Below are 22,094 nucleotides of genomic sequence, written 5' to 3' on the forward strand. Positions count from 1 at the left end.
CCCATGAATACGGTTTCCGAAAACAGAACCAAGAGCCTGCTTTATCTGGATGGTGTCTCCGTTTCCTTCGACGGATTCAAGGCGCTCAATTCGCTCTCCTTCGTGGTGGAGCCGGGCGAGCTTCGCGCCATCATCGGCCCGAATGGCGCCGGCAAGACGACGATGATGGATATCATCACCGGCAAGACGCGGCCGGATACGGGCACGGTATTGTTCGAAGACAGCATCGATCTCACGAAAAAGGACGAGGCGGATATTGCCCAGCTCGGCATCGGGCGGAAATTCCAGAAGCCGACCGTGTTTGAAAGCCATACGGTCTGGGACAATCTGGAACTGGCGCTGAACCGCAAACGCGGCGTCTTCGCCACGCTGTTCTATCGGCTGACGGATGAGGACAAGGCCCGCATCGAGGAAATCCTCGCGACCGTGCGCCTCGGCCACCGCCGCGGCGATCTCGCCGCCAACCTCTCGCACGGCCAGAAACAGTGGCTGGAAATCGGCATGCTCTTGGCGCAGGAGCCGAAGCTGCTGTTGGTGGACGAGCCGGTGGCCGGCATGACGGATGCGGAAACCGCCGAAACCGCCGTGCTTTTGAAGGAAATCGCCAAGACCCGGTCGGTGGTGGTGGTGGAGCACGACATGGGCTTCATCCGCGAGCTGGGCGTGAAGGTGACGTGTCTTGCCGAGGGCTCGGTGCTCGCCGAAGGCTCGATCGATTTTGTGTCCAGCGATCCGAAGGTGATCGAGAATTATCTGGGGCGATGATGGGGCGGCTCATTGTTTCGGTTATTTGGCGCTTGCCGCTATGGATCCTCGGGTCAAGCCCGAAGATGACGGCGGAGAGTGTGGCACTGGTATCGACAAAACCACTGACGTCATCCTCGGGCTTGACCCGAGGATCCACCCCCAAGCCCTCATCCAAATTCCCCATAAAGATCGCGCCACTCCGGATTAAAATCCTCGATCAGCTTGATCTTCCAGTCGCGATACCAGCGCTTCAGCGATTTTTCCCGCTGGATGGCGGTGCCAATGCTCATATGCTCCTCGTACCAGACGAGCCGTGTACAGCCGTAGATGCTCGTGAAACCTTTCGTCAGTCCTTCGCGATGTTCGTAAATTCGTTGCTCGAGGTTCGACGTCACCCCGATATAGAGCGTTCCGTGCCTGCCGCTCGCAACAATGTAGACGAAGCCGGTCAAGGTGGTCTCTCGGGGGTGGATCCTCGGGTCAGGCCCGAGGATGACGGGTGGGTGGGGTTACGTCCAGAGATTATTCCGGGAATGTTGCGAGAAAATTTTCGCTGCCTGGCTTTCCGCCGGCAGGGCGAAACAGCAAGTCGGAACTCATATCTGGCAAGGTCGCGCTGCGTCCAGCTCACTCCACGTCATCCTCGGGCTTAACCCGAGGACCCACACCGCAATCTCCCCTGCAATCACAGGTAGCGCCATGCTGAACGTCGAAAACATCAACCTCCATTATGGCGCAGCACAGGCCCTGCGCGGCGTGTCTCTGAAAGCGGAGATGGGCAAGATCACCTGTGTCCTCGGCCGCAACGGGGTGGGCAAAAGCTCGCTGCTGCGCGCGGTCACCGGCCAGCACGCCATCAGTGCCGGGACGATCAGTTTTGAAGGGGCGGCGCTGGATGGGCTGGCGCCTTACCACCGGGCCAAGCGCGGTGTCGGCTATGTGCCGCAGGGGCGGGAAATCTTTCCGCTGCTCAGCGTGCAGGAGAACCTTGAAAGCGGTTATGCGCCGCTCGCCCGCAGGGAGCGTTTCATTCCGGATGATATTTTCAGCCTGTTTCCGGTGCTGCAAACCATGCTGGGACGGCGTGGCGGCGATCTTTCCGGCGGACAGCAGCAGCAGCTCGCAATCGGCCGGGCGCTTGTGACGCGGCCGAAAATCCTGGTCCTTGATGAGCCGACCGAGGGCATCCAGCCGTCGATCATCAAGGATATCGGCCGGGCGATCAAATATCTGCGCGATTCCACCGGCATGGCGATCCTGCTGGTGGAGCAATATCTGGATTTCTGCCGCGAGCTTGCCGACCATGTCTACATCATGGACCGGGGCGAGATCGTGCATGAAGGGCTTGCCGAAACGCTGGATACGCCGGAAGCGCGGCGTCATCTGACAGTATAGATCGAGACTAAAAACGCCGCGCGCCGATCACGGCGTGCAAACGGCCGATTAATATTTTGAAAGCCTATGCGCCTGTGCATGGCTTTCATGCGCAATTTTAGCATTTCATTGAATAAAAGCCTGTGATATTGGCAGCGCAAATGCTGCATGCGAGACACAGATATAGTCTATTCGCACGCCGCGACAGTTGATCCCTTACATTCCACGCGCGTCCGACGTATCGTCGGGGAAACCGTGCCCAATAAAGGCGTGTCAATGCATCTAGACTTTGCCCCTGGCCGGGCTGCCCGGCTGTTCCGCTCCGCCCGCACCCTTTTCCTGGGTCTTGCGATGTGCGCGAGCGCCGGTGTCGCAGCGTCGGCATCGACCTGCGGTCAGTTTCAGGGCACCGGCATGGAGCCGGGCCGGCATGATTTTTCCATTCTCTCCAGTGGTGAGAAACGCGACGGCGTCTATTTTGTTCCATCAGCCTATGACGGAAAAAAGCCGCTGCCGGTGGTGTTCGATTTCCATGGCTCCAACAGCAATCCGCATGGCCAGCTGAACCGCAGCGGCTGGGACAAGCTTGCCGAGCGCGACGGCCTGATAGTTGTGGCGCTGGCGGGCAGCCTCAATGGCGAAATGCCGGGCACCCATGCCTGGAATGTTCCGGGTGTTACCACACGTCCCGGCGGGCTGGATGAGGTGAGCTTCATTCGCGATGCGATTGCCATGGTGAAGGGCAAGTTCTGCGTCGATGAAGAGCGTTTTTACGGTTCCGGTTATTCCGGCGGCGGGCGCATGCTGTCACAATTCATCTGCAACGGCAGCGCGGATTTTACCGCTGCCGGCTTCGTCGCATCGCTGCGTGCCGGTTATCCGCTGGAGACCGAAGGCAAATGGGGGCCGGATGCGGCAAGCTGCAAGCCGGCGCGGCCGATGTCGATCATCGCCTTTGCAGGTCTGAAGGATCCCGCCAACCCCTATCAGGGCGGCGGCAAGTCCTACTGGCAATATGGCGGCGAAACGGCGCTGAAGCGCTGGGCCGAGATGGACGGCTGCAAGGGCGGCGCGAAAACCAAGCCGGGCGAGAGCTTCACCGTCAATTCATACGACGTCTGCAAGGGCGGCGCACGTATCCAGTCCTATGTCATCGACAATTGGGACCATGCCTGGCCGCGCGCCACCATGAAGGCCGAAGTGCTGGCAGCGGCCGCGGTCGTCACCCGCAAGCCGGGCGGCGAGCAGACGCCGAAGGCGGAACCCGCCGTGGAGCGCAAGATGCCCACAGGCGAAGTGACGCGCACGGTTGATGCGGCGGAAAGAATGTGGGATTTCTTCCGCAACACGGAAGGACAGATGGTCGTTGACGCCGTCGTCAAAAAGGATTGCGGCGCCAAGGCCGGGTCCGCTTCCGCAACAGCTTCGGAGACCGCGTGCAGCCAGAACAGCAAGTCATCCGCCCTTCCGGTTGCGAAGACGGTCAACCTGCCCGGCAGCAGCGCGCCCGTGGCAGAGGACGCATTGTAACCAAGGCAGTTGAAGGGCGCAGCCGGCTGGAGCAACTGTTTCAGGAAGGCTGCGCCAAGATCCGCCTGCCGGATACTTTTTCCAATGAGATCGAGGCCATTCTCATCAATTCCTCCGGCGGTTTGACCGGCGGAGACGAGATGGAATGGCAGGCGGTTGCGGCTGCCGGCACCTCGCTGGTGGTGACGACGCAGGCCTGCGAAAAGGTCTACAAGGCGTCGTCCGGAACTGCCACTGTGACCGCCCGCGTTTCCGCCGGGCCGGGTGCGCGGCTGCACTGGCTGCCACAGGAAACCATTCTTTTCGACCGGGCGTCGCTGACCCGCAGGCTGGAAGCCGATCTCGACGCAACCTCGGAATTCATCGCCGTTGAGGCCGTGCTGCTCGGGCGTCAGGCCATGGGCGAGGCGATGGTGCAGGGCCTGTTCCGGGATCGCTGGCGCATTCGCCATGGCGGCAAGCTGGTGCATGCCGAAGAGCTGTTGCTTGCGGGCGAAGTGGCTGAACTGACCGCCAAACCGGCGGTGCTTGCCGGCCAGGTAGCCTTCGCCACCCTTCTTTACATAGGGCCTCTGGCCGAGGCGCTTTTGCCTAAAATCCGGGCTATTGCCGGAGAAAACGGCGGCGCCAGTGAATGGCAGGGCAAGCTGGTCGTGCGCGTTTCCGCAGCCGACGGTTTCTCCTTGAGAAAAATACTTTTTCCGGTGATTTCGCTCTTGCGAAATGGTGCATCAGTGCCGAAAGTCTGGAATCTGTAAATCTCCGGATCGCCCGCGACAGGCGACCTTCCGGGGTCTGTCAAACAAGTCGGATCTGGCCCCGTAAACGCTTTGATTTGCGGGGCTAAGGTGCGAAAGCTGCGGGACGACGATGAACCTTAGCCCAAGAGAAAAAGACAAGCTCCTGATTTCCATGGCCGCCATGGTGGCGCGCCGCCGGCTGGAACGCGGCGTGAAGCTGAATTACCCGGAAGCGATTGCGCTGATTACCGATTTCGTGGTCGAGGGTGCGCGCGATGGCCGCGCCGTGGCCGACCTGATGGAAGCGGGAGCGCATGTCATTTCCCGCGATCAGGTGATGGAAGGCATCGCCGAAATGATCCATGATGTGCAAGTGGAAGCGACGTTTCCTGACGGCACCAAGCTGGTGACCGTTCACGAACCGATACGGTGAGGGAGCCAACATGGCGCTGGAACTTCGGCCCAATTGCGAATGCTGCGACCGCGATCTTGCCCCCGACAGCCGGGATGCGATGATCTGCTCGTTCGAATGCACCTTCTGCGTCGATTGCGTGACGGATGTGCTTCACGGCGCCTGCCCGAATTGCGGCGGCGAGCTGGTTCGCAGGCCCATCCGCCCGGCGGCCAAACTCGTCAACAACCCGGCATCAACGGCGCGGGTGCTGAAGGCCGAAGGCTGCGCGACAGTGACGGCCGCTTGAGAGAGATAAAGGGGAGCACCATGAAACCAGGCGAAATCATTGCCGCTGAGGGCACCATCGAACTCAATGCCGGCCAACCGACCGTGACGATCGAGGTGGCCAATACCGGCGACCGGCCGGTGCAGGTGGGCAGCCATTACCATTTCTTCGAGACCAATGCGGGTCTCGTTTTCGACCGCGACAAGGTGCGCGGCATGCGTCTCGACATTCCGGCCGGAACAGCGGTTCGTTTCGAACCGGGCCAGAAGCGGGAGGTGACGCTCGTGCCGCTTTCCGGCAAACGCGAGGTTTACGGTTTTCGTCAACAGATCATGGGGAGGTTGTGAAATGACGACGGAACATTATCACGGAAGTTGCCAGTGCGGCGATGTCAGCTTCGAGGTCGATGCCGATCTCGACCACACCGTCATCTGCAATTGTTCGCGCTGCAAGCGCCTCGGCTCGACCCTTGCCTTTGCGCCGCGAGACAAGTTCACGCTGCTTTCCGGCGAGGACAAGCTGACGGAATATCTGTTCAACAAGCACCACATTCATCATCTTTTCTGCTCCACCTGCGGCATTGAAAGTTTTGCCTATGCCGACGGACCGGACGGGACGCCGATGGTGGCGGTGAATGCCAATTGTCTGGATGGTGTCGATCCACGCGCGCTGAAGTCGCAGGCTTTCGATGGCGCGGCGGCCTGAATGATGGCGGTGACCCTGCAAAAACTCCGCTTCGCGGCGGCTGCACTGCTGTCTCTTACAGCTTTTCCCGCGCTGGCCCAGGACACGCCCGACTGCAAGGAACCGCAGACGCAGGCGGATATGACGATCTGTGCCGGACAGGATTATGAGAAGGCCGACAAGCAGCTGAACGCCGAGTATCAGAAGGTTCGCAAGCAGCTTGCGGAACGCGACAAGACGGCGGATGAGAGCGGCAAGGGCGCCTCCGAGGCACTGATTGCCGCCCAGCGCGCCTGGGTGGCGTTTCGCGATGCCAATTGCGATGCCTTCGGTTTTCAGGCACGCGGCGGCACGATGGAGCCGATGCTGGTTTCCTCCTGCCTTGCCGATATGAGCCGCAAGCGCGCCGACGAATTGCGCGAACTTTCCGAAGGCTTCTGAACGGCATGGGGCGGCGGATCATGATTGTCGGAAATGGGGAAATGCCGCAGGGCGTGGCTGATCTCATCGACCTTTCCGACATCGTCATCCGCTTCAACGATTGCCGCTCGCTGGGCGCGGGCGGCAGCCGCACGGATGTGATTGCCGTCTGCAATACCGGGCGACCCGGCCGCGAGATGAGCGAAGGGGCCGAATGGCGCGACAATGACGGGGTGCAGCGGGCTTCCGCCATCTGGTCGGTTCGTGATCCCGTGAAATTTGTCGAAATGGAGCCGGATATCCGCGCGCGCTGGCCGGAACTCACCGATTTCTGTACCGATTACACCGCCGGTTTCGCTGAGATCGCCGAAGCAACCGGCAAGAGCCACATTGTCATTCCACGCGGCGTGCATGAGCGCCTGGATTCTGCCCTGCAGGCCTATTTGCCTGCGCCCTATGTGTGCCCGAGTACCGGTCTCTTCGCCATCGCCCATGTTCTCGAAAGCTTAAGCGGCGATGATGACGAGGTGGCGATTACCGGTTTCGGCCATCAAGGCTGGAACGGGCATCCTTTTGCCGCCGAAAAACAACTGGTCGAAGCCCTGACACATCAGGGCCGACTGACACGAATTTCTCCCACATCGATTTTCTCCGCGTCCGAAGGAGCCTGAACCCATGCCTTACAAGATTTCCCGCGCCGCCTATGCCGGCATGTTCGGCCCGACCGTGGGCGACAAGGTTCGTCTGGCCGATACCGAACTCTTCATCGAGATCGAGAAGGACTACACGACCTATGGCGAGGAAGTGAAATTCGGCGGTGGCAAGGTCATTCGCGACGGCATGGGCCAGAGCCAGGCGACGCGGGCCGAGGGCGCTGTCGATACCGTCATTACCAATGTGGTGATCGTTGACCATAGCGGTATCTACAAGGCGGATGTGGGCCTGAAGAACGGGCGCATCCACGCCATCGGCAAGGCGGGCAATCCCGATACACAGCCCGGCGTGACGATCATCGTCGGCCCTTCGACGGAGGCAATTGCCGGCGAGGGCAGGATACTGACAGCCGGCGGCATGGATGCGCATATTCACTTCATCTGCCCGCAGCAGATCGAGGAAGCGCTGATGAGCGGCGTCACCTGCATGCTGGGCGGCGGCTCCGGCCCCGCGCACGGCACGCTCGCCACCACCTGCACCGGCGCATGGCACATCGAACGCATGATCGAGAGTTTCGACGCCTTCCCGATGAATCTGGCGCTGGCCGGCAAGGGCAACGCCTCGCTGCCGGCACCTCTGGAAGAGATGATCCTTGCCGGCGCATCCTCGCTGAAATTGCATGAGGACTGGGGTACGACACCGGCCGCCATCGACAATTGCCTGACGGTGGCCGATGAATATGACGTGCAGGTGATGATCCACACCGATACGCTGAACGAAAGCGGTTTTGTGGAAGACACGGTTGCCGCCATCAAGGGCCGCACCATCCATGCCTTCCACACCGAAGGGGCGGGCGGCGGGCACGCGCCTGACATCATCAAGGTCTGCGGCAATCCCAACGTCATTCCGTCTTCCACCAACCCGACGCGGCCCTATACCGTCAATACGCTTGCCGAACATCTGGATATGCTGATGGTGTGCCACCACCTGTCGCCGTCCATTCCGGAAGATATCGCCTTTGCCGAAAGCCGTATCCGCAAGGAAACCATTGCGGCGGAGGATATTCTCCACGATATCGGCGCGTTTTCGATCATTTCCTCCGACAGCCAGGCCATGGGCCGTGTCGGCGAGGTGGCGATCCGCACTTGGCAGACGGCCGACAAGATGAAGCGCCAGCGCGGCCGTCTGAAGGAAGAGGTGGGCGAGAACGACAATTTCCGCGTCCGCCGTTACATCGCCAAATATACCATCAACCCGGCCATCGCCCAGGGTGTCAGCCACGAGATCGGCTCCATCGAAGTCGGCAAGCGCGCCGATCTGGTGTTGTGGAACCCGGCCTTTTTCGGTGTGAAGCCCGAAATGGTGCTGCTCGGCGGCTCGATTGCCGCAGCGCCGATGGGCGATCCGAACGCCTCCATTCCCACGCCGCAGCCGATGCATTATCGGCCGATGTTCGCCGCCTATGGCAAGCTGCGTACCAATTCCTCGGTGACCTTCGTGTCTCAGGCGTCGCTCGATGCCGGCCTTGCTGGGCGTCTCGGCGTTGCCAAGAAGCTGATGGCGGTAAAGAACGTACGCGGCGGTATTTCCAAGGCCTCGATGATCCACAATTCGCTGACCCCGCATATCGAGGTCGATCCCGAAACCTACGAAGTGCGCGCCGATGGCGAGCTTCTGACTTGCGAACCGGCGACGGTGCTGCCGATGGCGCAGCGCTATTTCCTGTTTTAACGGCGTTTCGTGTTGAGATTTATCACAAGGTCGATCGGCGGTGGCCTGCTGCTGATCATCCTGCTTCTTGTGCTCGGTACCGTCGTGCCGCGCCCGTTTTTCGCTGACGATACGGGTGGCGTGAAGGATCGCGAAATTCTGCTGCTGTCCAATCCGATCCACACCGATATCGCCCTGCCGGTCGATGAGGATCTGCGGCGGGTCTTTTCCGAGTTGCAGGAGGACGGTATTGCGGTCAATCATCCGGCCGCTGTCTATCTAGTATTCGGCTGGGGCGGCCGGTCGTTTTATACCCAGACGCCCACCTGGGCGGATCTCAAACCCATGCCGGTCCTGCGCTCGCTGACGCTGGATCACTCGGTGATGCATGTGGATGTGACGGGGGACTTTCCCGCCGATCTCTCCGGGTTGAAACGACTTCGCATTTCCGAAGCGGGGTATCAGCGTCTTCTCGCCGGTATCGGGGCAAGTTTTGTCCGGAAAGACGGCAAGGTTCAGCTTGTCCCCGGTGTCGCCTATGGTCTCAACGACGCGTTCTTCGAGGCGAATGGCTGGTTCAATGCGTTGGCCGGCTGCAACACATGGTCTGCCGCGATGTTGCGTGAGGCCGGAATTCGCACAGGCTGGTGGACACCGTTGCCGCCACTGCTGCGCTGGTCGGTGGCGCTGCACAATTGATCTTCGGCCGGTGCGACGTTTCGTTCATTTGACGTCTGGTAATCCGATTTTTATGCTGCACCGCAATGCATCTTGCGCTATGGAACCCGCAAAAGAATTCCGCGCGGGGCGATCCCAGGCGATCCGCGCAAAACGCCAGAAAATTGAAGACAGATCAGGAGAAAAGACATGCTCGGCAAAAAAGTGCCCGCCGTAACCTTCCGCACGCGCGTTCGCGACGAGGCCGTTGGCGGCCCGAACCCTTTCCGTTGGCAGGACATGACCTCCGACGATTATTTTGGGGGCAGACGAGTCGTTCTCTTCTCGCTGCCCGGCGCCTTCACGCCGACATGCTCGACCTATCAGCTTCCCGATTTCGAAAAGCTGGCTGGCGAATTCCGCGCGCTCGGCGTCGATGAAATCTATTGCCTGTCGGTCAATGACGCCTTCGTCATGAATGCCTGGGCAAAGGGCCAGAACCTCGAAAACGTCAAGGTTATTCCGGATGGTTCGGGCGAGTTCACCCGCAAGATGGGCATGCTGGTCGCCAAGGACAATCTCGGCTTCGGCATGCGCTCCTGGCGTTACGCCGCCGTCATCAACGACGGTCTGGTGGAGCAGTGGTTCGAGGAAGAGGGTTATTCGGACAATTGCGATACCGACCCTTACGGCGTTTCCTCGCCGCAGAACATTCTGGAAAACCTGAAGGCGCGCGCTGCGGCCTGATTGCGGGTTTGCGCAGGCCCGGCAGCGATGTCGTGTCTTCGGGGTATGACAGGAGGCGAAAACCTCTCCTCCGTCATCCTCGCCCTTGAGGCGAGGATCCATAGGCGTCTGACGGGTGGATCCTCGGGTCAAGCCCGAGGATGACCTCGAAAGTGGAGAAAGGTTTGCACCTGGCCCGGCTTTGATGCCGGGCTTTGTCATTCTTGTGGCCATGTGCCCTGAAATCGCGCCTTGAAATCACCCCGCCTATCCGGCAAAAATCAGGCCCCCAAGACAGTTTCTGAAACGGATCATTCCATGCTGCGCGTCACCTCCTATCATCCGGCCGGAACCCCAGCCGACGAAGCCTCCGGTTATGTCACCCTGGCGCATGACCAGCGGCATCTGCGGCGCAAGCTGCTGCATCTGCAAAATGACGAGATGGTGATGCTGGACCTGAAGGAAGCCGTGCTGTTTGCCCATGGCGATCTTCTGGTGGTGGAGAACGGCGATCTCGTAGAGGTTCGCGCAGCGGCTGAAAAACTGTTCGAAATCAAGGCGAAGGACTGCCTTCACCTGATCGAGCTTGCCTGGCATCTGGGCAACCGCCACCTTTCGGCGCAGATCGAGGAAGAGCGCATTCTCATCCTTCGCGACCACGTCATCCGCGCCATGCTGGAAGGTCTCGGCGCCACCGTGCGCGATGTGGAAGAGCCTTTCCAGCCGGCGCGCGGCGCCTATCACGCCCATGGCGGCCACTCCCACGGAGATGATCATGGCCATGGCCACCATCACGATCACGGTTGAGCCGTGAGCGAAGATCGCGGCGTTGCCGCGCTGCTGCGGCTCATGGCCTGGCTGTCGCCGGCCTTTCCCGTCGGCGGTTTTTCCTATTCCGGCGGGCTTGAAAAGGCGGTGGAAGACGGGCGCGTTCGCGGTGCCGCCGGTCTTCTCGGCTGGGTGGAGGTGCTTCTGTGCCACGGCAGTCTCTGGAACGACGCGATATTTCTGGCGGAAGCCTGGCGCAACGGTGAGGACGCCGCTGTCTTAAACGAAACGGCCGATCTGGCGCGGGCGCTGGCCGGTTCGGCGGAGCGCCATCGCGAGACGGTGCTTCTTGGTGATGCCTTCGTTGCCGCCGCCGGGGCCTGGCCGCATGCGGTTCTCGAGTTGTTGCCGAAGGATGTTCCCTATGCCGTCGCCGTCGGCGCGGTGGCTGCCGGCCATGCGGTGCCGCTCAGGGAAACGATTGCCGCCTTTTTGCATGCCGGGGTTTCGCAACTCGTCTCGGCGGGCATCCGCCTCGGGGTTGCGGGACAGAAGGATGGCGTCGCCATTCTGGCCGCAAGCGAGGCGGTGATTGCGGAGGTAGCGGCGCGGGCAGCGCGATCCACGCTCGACGATCTCGGCAGCGCGACGATCATCGCCGACACGGCAGCCATGCGCCACGAAACGCAGGGCACGCGGCTTTTCCGCTCCTGATCGCGCTGCATGACGATCGTATTGAACGAGCGTATGCCGCTTGTTTCTTCTCCCCGCCGGGGAGAAGGTCGCGGCAGCGGGATGAGAGGGCAAGGGTAGCAGTACTCGGAGAGGGTGCCCCCTCATCCGACCCTTCGGGCCACCTTCTCCCCGGCGAGGAGAAGAAACGCGCGGCACGATCCTTGCATATCTTGAAGCGTCCCGCTGAGGGACTATGGTGAAACAAGACCGAAGCATATCGAAGGGAACAGCGTGATGAAATCGGGTAATGGGCCGCTGCGCGTCGGCATTGGCGGGCCGGTCGGTTCTGGCAAGACGGCGTTGACGGAAAAGCTCTGCAAGGCGATGAGCGCCGATTATTCGGTCGCGGTCGTCACCAATGATATCTACACCAAGGAAGATGCCGAGGCGCTGGTGCGCATGCAGGCGCTGCCGTCCGACCGTATCGTCGGGGTCGAGACGGGCGGATGTCCACATACGGCCATTCGTGAGGATGCGACGATCAATCTGCAGGCGATTGCCGGGCTCAATGCGCGGTTTCCCGATCTCGATGTGGTCTTCATCGAATCGGGCGGCGACAATCTCGCCGCGACCTTTTCGCCCGATCTGGCCGATATCACCATCTATGTCATTTCCGTCTGCCAGGGCGAGGAAATTCCCCGCAAGGGCGGGCCGGGCATCACCCGCTCCGATCTGCTGGTCATCAACAAGAAGGATCTGGCTCCTTATGTCGGCGCTGATCTGACGGTGATGGACAGTGATGCGACCCGCATGCGCAACGCCATGCCCTTCGTCTTCACCGACATGAAACGCGGCGACGGTGTCGATCGCATCGTCGGTTTCCTGAAAGAGCAGGGCGGTCTCTGAGACATGGCGACATCTCTCCGTTTCGGTCCGTATGAGGTTTCCCGCTTCGTCGACGGTATCTACAAGGCGCCGGTTGGCCATCTCATCCACCGGCAGGGCGAGGCCGCCCTGGCAGCGGCTCTTGCGCGGCACGAGGGTGAAACGGTGGACATGGACGTCAACTGTTTTGCGCTCTCCGGACCTGACGGGATGACGCTGATCGATGCCGGCTGCGGCACGGCCTGGGGCGCTGCCTATGGCCATGCCCGCGCCGCGATGATTGCTGCCGGAATTCAGCCGGCGGCCGTCAGCCGCGTCATCCTCACCCATATTCACGGCGACCATGCGCTTGGCCTCATCGATGGCGACCGGCCTTATTTTCCCAATGCGGAGATATGGGTTCCCGAGGCCGATCTCGGCTTCTTCACCAGCGAGGCGGCGCGAAAGACCCTGCCGCCCGCCCGGCAGGGCGGTTTCGATCTTGCCGCGCGGCTGCTCGACATTTGCGGCGCCATGCTGCGGCCGATCCCGACGGGAAAGATAGCGGATGATGTGGAGGCCATCGCCATGCCGGGCCATACGCCGGGCCATACCGGCTATCTCATCGGCCATGGCGATCACCGGCTGTTATTGTGGGGCGATGCGCTGCATGTGAGTGCGTTGCAGGCCGACGATCCGGGCATTGGTTTCGTCTATGATATCGATCCCGAAACTGCCTATTCGACACGTTTGAAAGCGCTGGCCGAGGTTGCCGATCACGGCTGGCTGGTTTCAGGCGGTCATCTCGGCGGGTTTTTCCGTGTCGAGCGGGAGGGCGATAGCTTCCGCTTCGTGCCGCAGCCGGTCTAATATCCGGGTGTACAAAAATTCGAGGACGGAATACCCGCAGGTGTCCCGTCCTCTTCCTCTCCCCGGTAATGTTTCAGATCTGCTTCAGTGCGGCGACATCATTGACCTGCACGATGCGTCCGCGCACGGTGACGCCTGCCTTTTTCAGCGCCGAGAAAGCGCGCGACAGGGCTTCCGGCGCAAGGCCTAGCTTGCCGGCAAGCAGGCTTTTCTGGAATGGCAAGCGAAGTGAAAAGGATGTCGCGTCGCGCGGGCCCTGATTGATAAGGTAATGGGCGACGCGCTGCGGCGCGGTCTGCAGCCGGTCGTTGGCGATGCAATCCATGGTGCCGAGGAGGCTGTTGGAAAGGCAGCGCATCACGGCCTTGGCGATTGCCGGTTCCTGATCGATCAGGCTTCGGATTCTTGTGAGTTCGAAACGCGCCACGGTGCAGTTTTCCGCCGCCTGCGCGCTGTAGCGATAGCTGTCGCTGCCGAAGATCAGGCATTCGTTGAAGGTTTCGCCCGGGCCGCTGACGCGCACATCCGCCTCGCGCCCGTGCCGGTCCAGCCTGTAGAGCCTGACATAACCCGACAGAACGCAGTAGAAATATTGCGCCGTCTCGCCTTCCTTGAAGAGTACGTGGCGGGCGTTCACATTGATGACGCTGGCCGCCTCCATCAGCTTCAATGCAGCCGCGTCATCCGCTATCCCGATCAGGGGTGCGCGCAGCAGAATGTTCCTGTCCCTGTTGCTCAGCTTCACGGTCTTGTTCACGTCCATCCGGCTCCCGCTCAAACCTTTTGCCGGGTTTTCCGAAGCGATACGAAACCGGGGATGTTCCTTTTCCCTCACGCTTATCTGAAAAGAGCTCATCGCATTATCCTTCGACCGGCAATTCCCGATACGAGGGAGATTAGCAGCTGGGCCGAAAAGGGAATTGATTTCGATCAAACGGGTGTTGGTGTTGTTGGGTCGGGGGTGCGGCTGGGAATCTGTGCTTCAGGTCAGGGGGAATGCGGAGCGAGCGGGTGCGGCAACTTTCTTCTCCCCGAGGGGGAGAAGGTCGCGGCAGCGGGATGAGGGGCAACGCCGGTGGGATGCGGAGAGGGTGCCCCCTCATCTGACCCTTCGGGCCATCTTCTCCCCGGCGGGGAGAAGAAACCAGCGGCGACGCCCTGCGATAAGCAAACTCACCATAAAAAGAAACGCCGGGCACTAGGCCCGGCGCTTTAACTTTCACTCCGCAGCGAGCGGCGGCAGCCGCAATATATTGCTGCCCTTGTCGCCGGATTTTTCGCCGGTGCCCTTTTCCATGCCGGCGACCCGTGCCTCCAGCGAGGAGAGCGCCAGGCTGTTTTCGCGGGCGATCTCCGACAGTTTCTCGTTGGAGAGAGCCTCTTCCTCCTCTTCCTTCTTGCCGACGAAGCGGCCGAAGAGGTGGGCGAGCAGGCGCGACACGTCGTCCATGATGAGGAAGAAGGCCGGAACCACGATCAGCGACAATACCGTCGAGACGATGATGCCGCCGATCACCGCGATTGCCATCGGCGCGCGGAAGGAGCCGCCTTCGCCGACGCCGAGTGCGGAGGGCAGCATGCCCGCCGACATGGCGATGGAGGTCATGATGATCGGGCGGGCGCGCTTGCGGCCGGCCTCGACCATGGCATGGACCCGTTCCATGCCATGACGGCGCATTTCGATGGCGAAGTCCACCAGCAGGATGGCGTTTTTCGTCACGATACCCATCAGCATCAGGATGCCGATGAGAACGGGCATGGACAGCGCGTTCTGCGTGATGATGAGCGCGACCGCCACGCCGCCAATGGCAAGAGGCAGTGAGAACAGGATGGTGAAGGGCTGGATGACATCCTTGAACAGGAGGATGAGCACCACCAGCACCAGCATCAGGCCGAGCAGCATGGCGTTGACGAAGCCCTGCTGCATTTCGCCCTGCACCTTGGCATCGCCGCTTTCGGCAAGGCGAACGCTTGCCGGCAGCTCGGTTTCCGCCACGATCCGCTTGAACTCGGCCGTCGAGGTGTCGAGCGCCGTGCCGAAGGGAACGTCGGAGCCGATGGAGACGACGCGGTTGCGGTCGTTGCGCTTGATCGAGCTTGGACCTTCCGAATAGTCGATATCGGCAACGCTATAGAGCGGCACCAGCGACCCGGAAGCGGTCTTGATCTTCAGCGCGCGGATGGTGGCGAGGTCGCGGCGGGTATCGAGCGATGCCTGCACGCGGATCGGGATCTGCCGGTCATCCAGCGAAATCTTCGTCAGCTGCGCGTCGATATCGCCGATGGTCGCGACACGCACCGTCTGCGAAATCTGCTGCGGGGTGATACCGAGGCGGGCGATTTCGTCCTTGCGCGGGCGGATCTGCAGTTCCGGTCGGGGCAGGGCGCCTTCCGAGCTGACATTGGCGAGGATGGGCGAAGCGCGCAGGCGGCTTTCAAGAACACCGACGGCGTCGTTCAGATCCTTTTCGTTTGACGAGAGGAAGTTGAAGCTCAGTTCGCGTTCCGCACGGTCGTTCAGCTTGATGATGCGCACATCCGGGATGGTGCGAACCTTGGCGAAAATATCCCGCTCCACATCCCATTGCGGACGGAGGCGGCCCTTTTCCTCCACCTTCGGCAGATACTCGCCGATAAGCGGGAGGGAGCCGAGACCCTTGTTGACCAGGGTTTTCAGCAGCGAGTGATCAATATGCTCGAGGATGACATTGACCGTGGCGCGGCGAAGCTCCAGATCGCCCTTGGGCGAAGCGCCGCCGAGGATGAAGACACTTTCCACACCGTCGATATCGCGGATGGCGTGGTTGATCGCGGTCGTTGTCCGGTCGGTTTCGTCCAGCGTCGCATTAGGCGGCAGTTCCACCGAAAGCGTCACGCGCGAGGCGTCATCCGGCGGCAGGAAGCTGCCCGGCACCTGGCTCAGAAGATAGACGGATGCGACCAGAAAGCCGATGGCGCCGAGCAGCGTCAGGTAACGCGCCCACCACTTGCGGGTGGTGGCGGAAACCATGCGCGTATAGGATTTCATCAGCCAGCCGTCATTGTCGGCATGGTCGTCCATCGCATCTTCGGCGCGCATCAGATAGGCGGCCATCAGCGGCGTGATGAGGCGAGCCACCGCCAGCGAGAAGAACACCGAGAAGGCGACCGTCAGGCCGAACTGGATGAAGTACTGGCCGGGAATGCCGGGCATGAACGACACCGGCACGAAGACGGCGATGATGGTGAAGCTGGTGGCGATGACGGCGAGGCCGATTTCGTCCGCCGCTTCCAGTGCCGCACGATAGGGCGTCTTGCCCATCTTGATGTGGCGGGCAATGTTCTCGATTTCCACGATGGCGTCGTCCACGAGGATACCCGTGGCGAGCGTCAGCGCCAGGAAGCTGACGAGATTGAGCGAGAAGCCCATCAGGTCCATGATCCAGAAGGTCGGGATCGCGGAAAGGGGCAGGGCGACGGCGGCAATCAGGGTTGCGCGCCAGTTCCTGAGGAAGAGCAGAACCACGATGACGGCGAGGATTGCGCCTTCGATCAGCGTATCGAGCGCGGCCTTGTAGTTGCCATAGGTAAAATAGACGGCGTCATCGACCATCTGGATCGAGACGTCGGGATGATCCTTGCGGACCTGGTCGAGGCTTTCCGCCACGGTTTCGGCAACCGAAACCTCGCTGGCGCCCTTGGAGCGGAACACCGCGAAGGTGACGGCGGGGTTGCCATTGAACCGCGAGAAGGACTTCTGCTCCTCATAGGTGTCACTGACCGTGCCGAGTTCGGAAAGCTTCACGAAGCGGCCATTGGAGAGCGCGATGGTGGTATTGGCGAGCTGGGTGACGTCGCGTGTATCGCCGAGCGTGCGGATCGTCTGTTCGTTGCCGCCCACCTGGCCGCGGCCGGAGCCGAGATCGATGTTGGTGCCGCGCAGCTGGCTGTTCACCTCGGTGGCGGTGATACCGTAGGCGTCGAGCTTTTCGGGGCTGAGCGAAACGCGCACCTCGCGGTCCGCACCGCCGTAACGGTCGACCTTGCCGATGCCGGATTTGCCCTGCAGCGCGCGCTTGATGGTGTCATCCACGAACCAGGAGAGCTCTTCCAGCGTCATGTTCGGCGAAGAGACGGCGAAGGTCTGGATCGCCTGGCCTTCGACGTCGATCTTGCTGACAACAGGCACTTCGATATCGGCCGGCAGATCGCTGCGGATCTTGTCGATGGCGTCCTTGGTGTCCTGAACCGCCTCTTCCGTCGGCTTTTCGATGCGGAAGACGACCGTTGTCGTCGACTGGCCGTCAACGACGGTAGACTGGATTTCGTCGACGCCGCTGATGGCGGCGACGGCGTCTTCGATTTCCTTCGTCACCTGCATTTCGAGTTCAGAGGGCGAAGCGCCGCTCTGGGTCACGGTGACGGCGACGACGGGAACGTCGATATTCGGAAAACGGGTGATCGGCAGCGCATAAAACGCCTGCATGCCGAGGAACATCAAAAGCGCGAAGCCGAGCAGCGGCGCAATCGGGTTACGGATTGACCATGCGGAGAAGTTCATTTCATTCCCTCAGTCAGTTGGACACAGCCGCAGGGGCTTCCACCGGTCTTATCCGGTCACCATCACGCACGAATGCTCCAGCTTTCTCGACAACCTTGTCTCCAGCGGCAAGACCGCTGACAATCTCGATGAAACCGCTGTCTTCTATGCCGGTCTCGATCTTCACCTGCTTGACGACGTCGTCTTCCACCTTGCGGGTGGTCGAGCCTTCACGCCCGGAGGTGACGGCCGAAAGCGGCAGGGCAAGCGCGTTCGTTTCTTCAACGATGATCTCGGCGCTGGCATACATGCCGGACCGTGCCGGGCTGCCGACAGGCAGCACCACATGCACGGAACCGAGGCGCGTCGCCGGATCGACGGTGGGCGAAACGAGGCGCACCTTGCCCTCTATCTTCTTGGCTCCGCCGGCGACCGTCAAATAGGCTTTCTGGCCGACCTTGACCTTCAATATGTCGGTTTCCGAGAGATCGGCGACAAGTTCGATCGCGCCGTCCTTGATGACGGTGAAAAGCGGGTTGCCGGTGCCGCTGGCAATGGCCCCGACCTTGGCATTCTTGGCCGATACGATGCCGGCGACAGGGGTTTTCACACCTGTGCGCGTCAGCTTCAGATTGACATCGTCTATCTGCGCGTCGACGACCTTGCTGTCAGCCTCTCCGGCGGAAACGGCCTGTTTGGCCGCGTCGAGACGGGCCTGCGCAACCTGGGCGGCGGCCTCCGTCTTTTCCGTTTCGGAAACCGAGCCCGAGCCGCTCTGGCCGAGCTTTGCGGCGCGGTCGCGCTGGCGAAGGGCGTCGGCCAGATTGGCCTGGGCTTCCAGCACCTGCGCCTTCGACTGGGTGACAGAGGCCTCGGCCTTGGCCTTGTTGGCTTCTAGCTGGCTCTTTTGCAGAAGAAGACTGTCGGAAGACAGCACGGCGAGAACCGCATTGGCCTCGACCCTGTCACCAATATCGACGTTCAGTTCGTCGATCGACAGCCCATCGACCAGCGGCTGGACGTATATTTCGTCCACGGGGCGGATGGTGCCCGTGGCGATGATACGGTCGACGAGATCGCGTGTCTTGGCATGTGCGACGATGATGGAGGGGAGGTTCTGCTGTTTGACCGGTGCCTGTGCTTCGCCTTCGGCGGCTGCCGAAAGGGGCAGGGCCGTTGCGGAAAGAAGAAGGAAAACAAAGCGGTTAAACGTAAATCTATGCTGCATGTGTCTTGGCTCGCGCAATATTCGATCGCATGTCCTGCAGCCTTGCGGCGTATATTAGAAGGTCATGCTGAAACGAATGTGAAACAAGGGATCACAATACTTCCTTTTCGATCCTCCCGATTCGAACGCCCCTCAACGCGAATCTTCAGCACTTTGCCCTGTGCTTTTCTTACAAGATCAAATCTGGCAGTCTTGTGGGCGGGACTCTAATTGTTGTTGTCGTACAAATCAATCCGCATAGCTGCGATGCTTGATATACATTTTTGTATAGGTCGGGATATTGTAATTCGTCAAATACGTCACCAGCAAAAAAAGAAACGCGCGGACGGTGCCGCGCGTTCCATGCGTTCGGGTTCGATTTTACTATTTCAGCGCCGCATCGGTGATTTCGGTGGTGAAAGCGCCGGAGGGTTCCTTGGTGATGACCGGATCGGAACCGCCGCCCAGCAGGGTTTTCACCGTCCGTTCGTAGTCCGCCTTGTCGAGTGCGCCCTTCGAGCCGGCCGTCAGTTTTGCCACTTCGCCCATCATGCGCTTCTGGTGCTTTTCGGTCTGTGCGCCGGAGGCGTCGTTTTCCAGCACGATGTCGGCCGCATCGTCAGGGTTTTCTTCCGCCCATTTCCAGCCCTTCATGGAAGCGCGGACGAATTTGACCATGTCTTCCTTGAACTTGGCGTCCTTCAGCTTGTCTTCCAGAACGTAGAGACCGTCTTCCAGCGTCGCCACGCCTTCCGCCTCATATTTGAAGGTGACGAGTTCCTCCGGCTTGATGCCGGCATCAATGACCTGCCAATATTCATTATAGGTCATGGTGGAAATGCAGGCGGCCTGCTTTTGCAGCAGCGGATCGACGTTGAAGCCCTGTTTGAGGACGGTGACGCCATCCGCGCCGCCGGTGGTCGGGATTTTCAGATGCGCCATCCACGAGAGGAACGGATACTCATTGCCGAAGAACCAGACGCCGAGTGTCTTGCCCTTAAAGTCATCGGGCTTGGTGACGCCGGTTTCCTTGAGGCAGGTCAGCATCATGCCAGAGGTCTTGAAAGGCTGGGCGATGTTGACGAGCGGAACACCCTTTTCCCGGGTGGCGAGTGCCGAGGGCATCCAGTCGACGATGACATCCGCGCCGCCGCCGGCCAGAACCTGTGCAGGCGCGATATCCGGGCCGCCGGGCTTGATGTCGACGTCGAGGCCTTCCGCCTCGTAGAAGCCTTTATCCTTGGCGACGTAATAACCGGCGAACTGCGCCTGCGTCACCCATTTCAGCTGCAGGGTGATCTTGTCGGCGGCCTCGGCGCTCACCGCCGTCAGGATTGACGCGCCGGCAAGAAGCATGGATGCAAGTTTCATTTTCATCGCTGTTCCCTTTTTCGTTATTTACGTTCGTCCCCCACGGACGGACGGATGCCAGAAGGTGACGGCCCGCTCTGCGAGCGCCACCAGACCGTAAAAGCCTGAGCCCGCGAGCGCGGCGACCGCGATTTCGGCCCAGACCATATCGACATTGCTGCGGCCCATTTCCGCCGAGATGCGGAAACCCATGCCGACGATGGGCGTGCCGAAGAATTCGGCGACGATGGCGCCGATCAGCGCGAGCGTTGAGTTGATCTTCAGTGCGTTGAAGATGAAGGGCCAGGCGGCGGGCAGGCGCAGTTTCACCAATGTCTGCCACCAGCCGGCGGCATAGGTGCGCATCAGGTCGCGCTCCATGTGGCTGGAAGCGGCAAGCCCCTGAACCGTGTTCACCAGCATCGGGAAAAAGGTCATGATGACGACGACGGCCACTTTTGACTGCCAGTCGAAGCCGAACCACATGACCATGATGGGCGCGATGCCGACGACAGGCAGAGCGGAGACGAAATTGCCGATGGGCAGCAGTCCGCGCTGCAGGAAGGGCGAACGGTCGATGAGGATGGCGACGATAAAGCCAAGACCGCAGCCGAGCACATAACCCGTCAGCACCGATTTGAGGAAGGTCTGGCGGAAATCCGCCCAGAGGATCGGCAGGGACGTGAGAAGGCGTGTAAGGATGGCGCTCGGTGCCGGCAGCAGGATGGGCGGCACGGAAAAACCGCGCACCACGCCTTCCCAGAGCGCGAGAATGGCCAGCCCGAAGAGGAGCGGCACGGCCATGCGGCTGATGCGCTTTATCGCTGGCGAGAAGAATTTGCGACGTACCAGCCATTCGTTGAAGGCCCAGGCGGCAAGCCAGAACAGGATCGCGCCGAAAAACCAGCCGGGATGGGTCATGGCCGGGCTCCCATTCTCTTGAGGACGGCCGCGTGAGCAATGCCGATGATCGACACCAGAATGGCGGCGACTCCGGCGGCCATGAACAGCGCCGCCCATATCTGCACCGTCTGGCCGTAATAGGAACCGGAGAGCAGGCGCGCGCCGAGACCGGCGACGGCGCCTGTCGGCAATTCGCCGACGATGGCGCCGACCAGTGCGATGGCGATGGCGATCTTCAGCGAGGTGAAGAGATAGGGCAGGGCCGAGGGCCAGCGCAGCTTCCAGAAGATCTGGCTAGGTGAGGCATTATAGGTGTGCATCAGGTCCAGCTGGATGGTTTCCGGGCTTCTGAGACCCTTCACCATGCCGACGACGATGGGGAAGAAGGAGAGATAGGTGGAGATCAGCGCCTTCGGCAACAGCCCGGAGATGCCGATGGAGTTCAGCACAACGATGATCATCGGCGCGACGGCAAGGATCGGGATCGTCTGGCTGGCGATGATCCACGGCATGACCGAGCGGTCCATGGCGCGGTTGTGGATGATGGCGACGGCCAAGAGGATGCCGAGCACCGCGCCGATGGCGAAACCAAGCAGCGTGGCCGAGAGCGTGACGCCGGCGTGATAGATGAGGCTGCGCTTGGAAGTGATCGCCTTGTTGGCGGTGGTGTCCCACAGTTCCGCGACGATCTGGTGCGGGGCGGGGAGAACCGGGCGTTCCTGGGCGAAGGTTTGCGGCAGGAGTTCGAAGAAGCCCGGCGTTTGACCGGCGCGGGTGGCCTGGTCGCGGGCGAATTGCATGTTGAGGTAGACGACCGCGAGGTGCCAGAGGATGAGGATGGCGAGGAGGACGGTGAGGATGGGGAGGATGCGGTGGCGGAGGAGGGTCATTGTGGCGCCCTCGGTGGGTGGGGCGTACGCTTACTCCGAGGGTGAGGTTTACCCCCCTCTGTCCTGCCGGGCATCTCCCCCTCAAGGGGGGAGATCGACTCGTGGTTGGGTTTCGCCCATCTCAAC

24 protein-coding genes are annotated in these 22,094 nt (G+C 61.0%); 17 read left to right on the forward strand and 7 right to left on the reverse strand.

The genetic code is table 11. The annotated features are described in order from the left end of the window. Positions 1–3: 3 nt before the first annotated feature. Entirely contained in the window at positions 4–765 is a 762-nt protein-coding gene (gene urtD / locus G3A56_RS13910; protein WP_003491748.1) for an urea ABC transporter ATP-binding protein UrtD, read from the forward strand. A 149-nt stretch (positions 766–914) separates the two neighbouring features. Here the strand turns inward: urtD and G3A56_RS13915 are convergent, their stop codons facing one another. Then, on the reverse strand, positions 915–1,199 hold the full coding sequence (locus tag G3A56_RS13915) for a GIY-YIG nuclease family protein (protein WP_082182819.1): 285 nt from the start codon (positions 1,197–1,199) through the stop codon (positions 915–917). A gap of 247 nt (positions 1,200–1,446) precedes the next feature. Between G3A56_RS13915 and urtE the strand changes: the two genes are divergently transcribed. From urtE to aidB, 16 genes are all read left to right on the forward strand, one after another. Beyond that, complete coding sequence (gene urtE, locus G3A56_RS13920) at positions 1,447–2,142, forward strand: urea ABC transporter ATP-binding subunit UrtE (RefSeq protein WP_082182818.1); 696 nt, start codon at positions 1,447–1,449, stop codon at positions 2,140–2,142. A 255-nt stretch (positions 2,143–2,397) separates the two neighbouring features. After that, the gene (locus G3A56_RS13925) at positions 2,398–3,651 is read left to right on the forward strand and encodes a CE1 family esterase (protein WP_082182817.1); all 1,254 of its coding nucleotides are present in this window, start codon (positions 2,398–2,400) and stop codon (positions 3,649–3,651) included. Continuing rightward, positions 3,558–4,409 (forward strand): urease accessory protein UreD, encoded by an 852-nt coding sequence (locus tag G3A56_RS13930; protein ID WP_164056458.1) that lies wholly within the window; start codon positions 3,558–3,560, stop codon positions 4,407–4,409. Before G3A56_RS13925 ends, G3A56_RS13930 begins: the two co-directional genes overlap by 94 nt. 112 nt (positions 4,410–4,521) lie before the next feature. Further along, positions 4,522–4,824 carry an urease subunit gamma gene (locus tag G3A56_RS13935; protein WP_003491738.1) on the forward strand — a complete coding sequence of 101 codons (303 nt, stop codon included), beginning with the start codon at positions 4,522–4,524 and terminating at the stop codon, positions 4,822–4,824. A gap of 10 nt (positions 4,825–4,834) precedes the next feature. After that, positions 4,835–5,092 (forward strand): DUF1272 domain-containing protein, encoded by a 258-nt coding sequence (locus tag G3A56_RS13940; RefSeq protein ID WP_082182816.1) that lies wholly within the window; start codon positions 4,835–4,837, stop codon positions 5,090–5,092. A 20-nt stretch (positions 5,093–5,112) separates the two neighbouring features. Beyond that, positions 5,113–5,418: an urease subunit beta gene (locus G3A56_RS13945; protein ID WP_003491734.1), complete on the forward strand. Its 306-nt coding sequence runs from the start codon at positions 5,113–5,115 to the stop codon at positions 5,416–5,418. Between the two features lies 1 nt (position 5,419). Further along, positions 5,420–5,776 (forward strand): GFA family protein, encoded by a 357-nt coding sequence (locus tag G3A56_RS13950; protein WP_003491730.1) that lies wholly within the window; start codon positions 5,420–5,422, stop codon positions 5,774–5,776. Next, positions 5,777–6,196: a lysozyme inhibitor LprI family protein gene (locus G3A56_RS13955; RefSeq protein ID WP_425503354.1), complete on the forward strand. Its 420-nt coding sequence runs from the start codon at positions 5,777–5,779 to the stop codon at positions 6,194–6,196. It abuts the gene before it with no gap. Between the two features lie 5 nt (positions 6,197–6,201). Next, a complete protein-coding gene (locus G3A56_RS13960) occupies positions 6,202–6,846 on the forward strand; it encodes a Urease operon accessory protein (RefSeq protein ID WP_164056459.1) in 645 nt (214 codons plus the stop codon). 4 nt (positions 6,847–6,850) lie between these two features. Next, positions 6,851–8,560: an urease subunit alpha gene (gene ureC, locus G3A56_RS13965; RefSeq protein WP_003491727.1), complete on the forward strand. Its 1,710-nt coding sequence runs from the start codon at positions 6,851–6,853 to the stop codon at positions 8,558–8,560. A gap of 9 nt (positions 8,561–8,569) precedes the next feature. Beyond that, positions 8,570–9,238: a TIGR02117 family protein gene (locus tag G3A56_RS13970; RefSeq protein WP_164056461.1), complete on the forward strand. Its 669-nt coding sequence runs from the start codon at positions 8,570–8,572 to the stop codon at positions 9,236–9,238. A 168-nt stretch (positions 9,239–9,406) separates the two neighbouring features. Continuing rightward, complete coding sequence (locus tag G3A56_RS13975) at positions 9,407–9,943, forward strand: peroxiredoxin (RefSeq protein WP_082182814.1); 537 nt, start codon at positions 9,407–9,409, stop codon at positions 9,941–9,943. 297 nt (positions 9,944–10,240) lie between these two features. Then, the gene (ureE, locus tag G3A56_RS13980) at positions 10,241–10,729 is read left to right on the forward strand and encodes an urease accessory protein UreE (protein ID WP_164056463.1); all 489 of its coding nucleotides are present in this window, start codon (positions 10,241–10,243) and stop codon (positions 10,727–10,729) included. A 3-nt stretch (positions 10,730–10,732) separates the two neighbouring features. After that, complete coding sequence (locus G3A56_RS13985) at positions 10,733–11,404, forward strand: urease accessory protein UreF (protein WP_164056464.1); 672 nt, start codon at positions 10,733–10,735, stop codon at positions 11,402–11,404. Positions 11,405–11,659: 255 nt separating this feature from the next. Next, positions 11,660–12,271: an urease accessory protein UreG gene (ureG, locus tag G3A56_RS13990; RefSeq protein ID WP_082182812.1), complete on the forward strand. Its 612-nt coding sequence runs from the start codon at positions 11,660–11,662 to the stop codon at positions 12,269–12,271. Positions 12,272–12,274: 3 nt separating this feature from the next. Next, complete coding sequence (gene aidB / locus G3A56_RS13995) at positions 12,275–13,099, forward strand: AidB family quorum-quenching N-acyl homoserine lactonase (RefSeq protein ID WP_082182811.1); 825 nt, start codon at positions 12,275–12,277, stop codon at positions 13,097–13,099. Between the two features lie 73 nt (positions 13,100–13,172). Here aidB and G3A56_RS14000 read toward each other — a convergent pair whose 3' ends face one another. From G3A56_RS14000 to G3A56_RS14025, 6 genes are all read right to left on the reverse strand, one after another. Next, positions 13,173–13,862 (reverse strand): Crp/Fnr family transcriptional regulator, encoded by a 690-nt coding sequence (locus G3A56_RS14000; RefSeq protein WP_035240981.1) that lies wholly within the window; start codon positions 13,860–13,862, stop codon positions 13,173–13,175. 456 nt (positions 13,863–14,318) lie between these two features. After that, positions 14,319–17,639, reverse strand: coding sequence for an efflux RND transporter permease subunit (locus G3A56_RS14005; protein ID WP_082182810.1), 3,321 nt, complete (start codon positions 17,637–17,639; stop codon positions 14,319–14,321). Positions 17,640–17,652: 13 nt separating this feature from the next. Continuing rightward, complete coding sequence (locus G3A56_RS14010) at positions 17,653–18,846, reverse strand: efflux RND transporter periplasmic adaptor subunit (RefSeq protein WP_035240979.1); 1,194 nt, start codon at positions 18,844–18,846, stop codon at positions 17,653–17,655. 363 nt (positions 18,847–19,209) lie between these two features. Continuing rightward, a complete protein-coding gene (locus G3A56_RS14015; protein ID WP_082182809.1) occupies positions 19,210–20,202 on the reverse strand; it encodes an ABC transporter substrate-binding protein in 993 nt (330 codons plus the stop codon). Positions 20,203–20,223: 21 nt separating this feature from the next. Beyond that, positions 20,224–21,096, reverse strand: coding sequence for an ABC transporter permease (locus tag G3A56_RS14020; RefSeq protein WP_082182808.1), 873 nt, complete (start codon positions 21,094–21,096; stop codon positions 20,224–20,226). Then, on the reverse strand, positions 21,093–21,968 hold the full coding sequence (locus G3A56_RS14025) for an ABC transporter permease (protein WP_082182807.1): 876 nt from the start codon (positions 21,966–21,968) through the stop codon (positions 21,093–21,095). Before G3A56_RS14025 ends, G3A56_RS14020 begins: the two co-directional genes overlap by 4 nt. Positions 21,969–22,094 lie beyond the last annotated feature (126 nt).

It is taken from the genome of Rhizobium oryzihabitans (assembly GCF_010669145.1).
GTDB classification, from domain to species: Bacteria; Pseudomonadota; Alphaproteobacteria; order Rhizobiales; family Rhizobiaceae; genus Agrobacterium; species Agrobacterium oryzihabitans.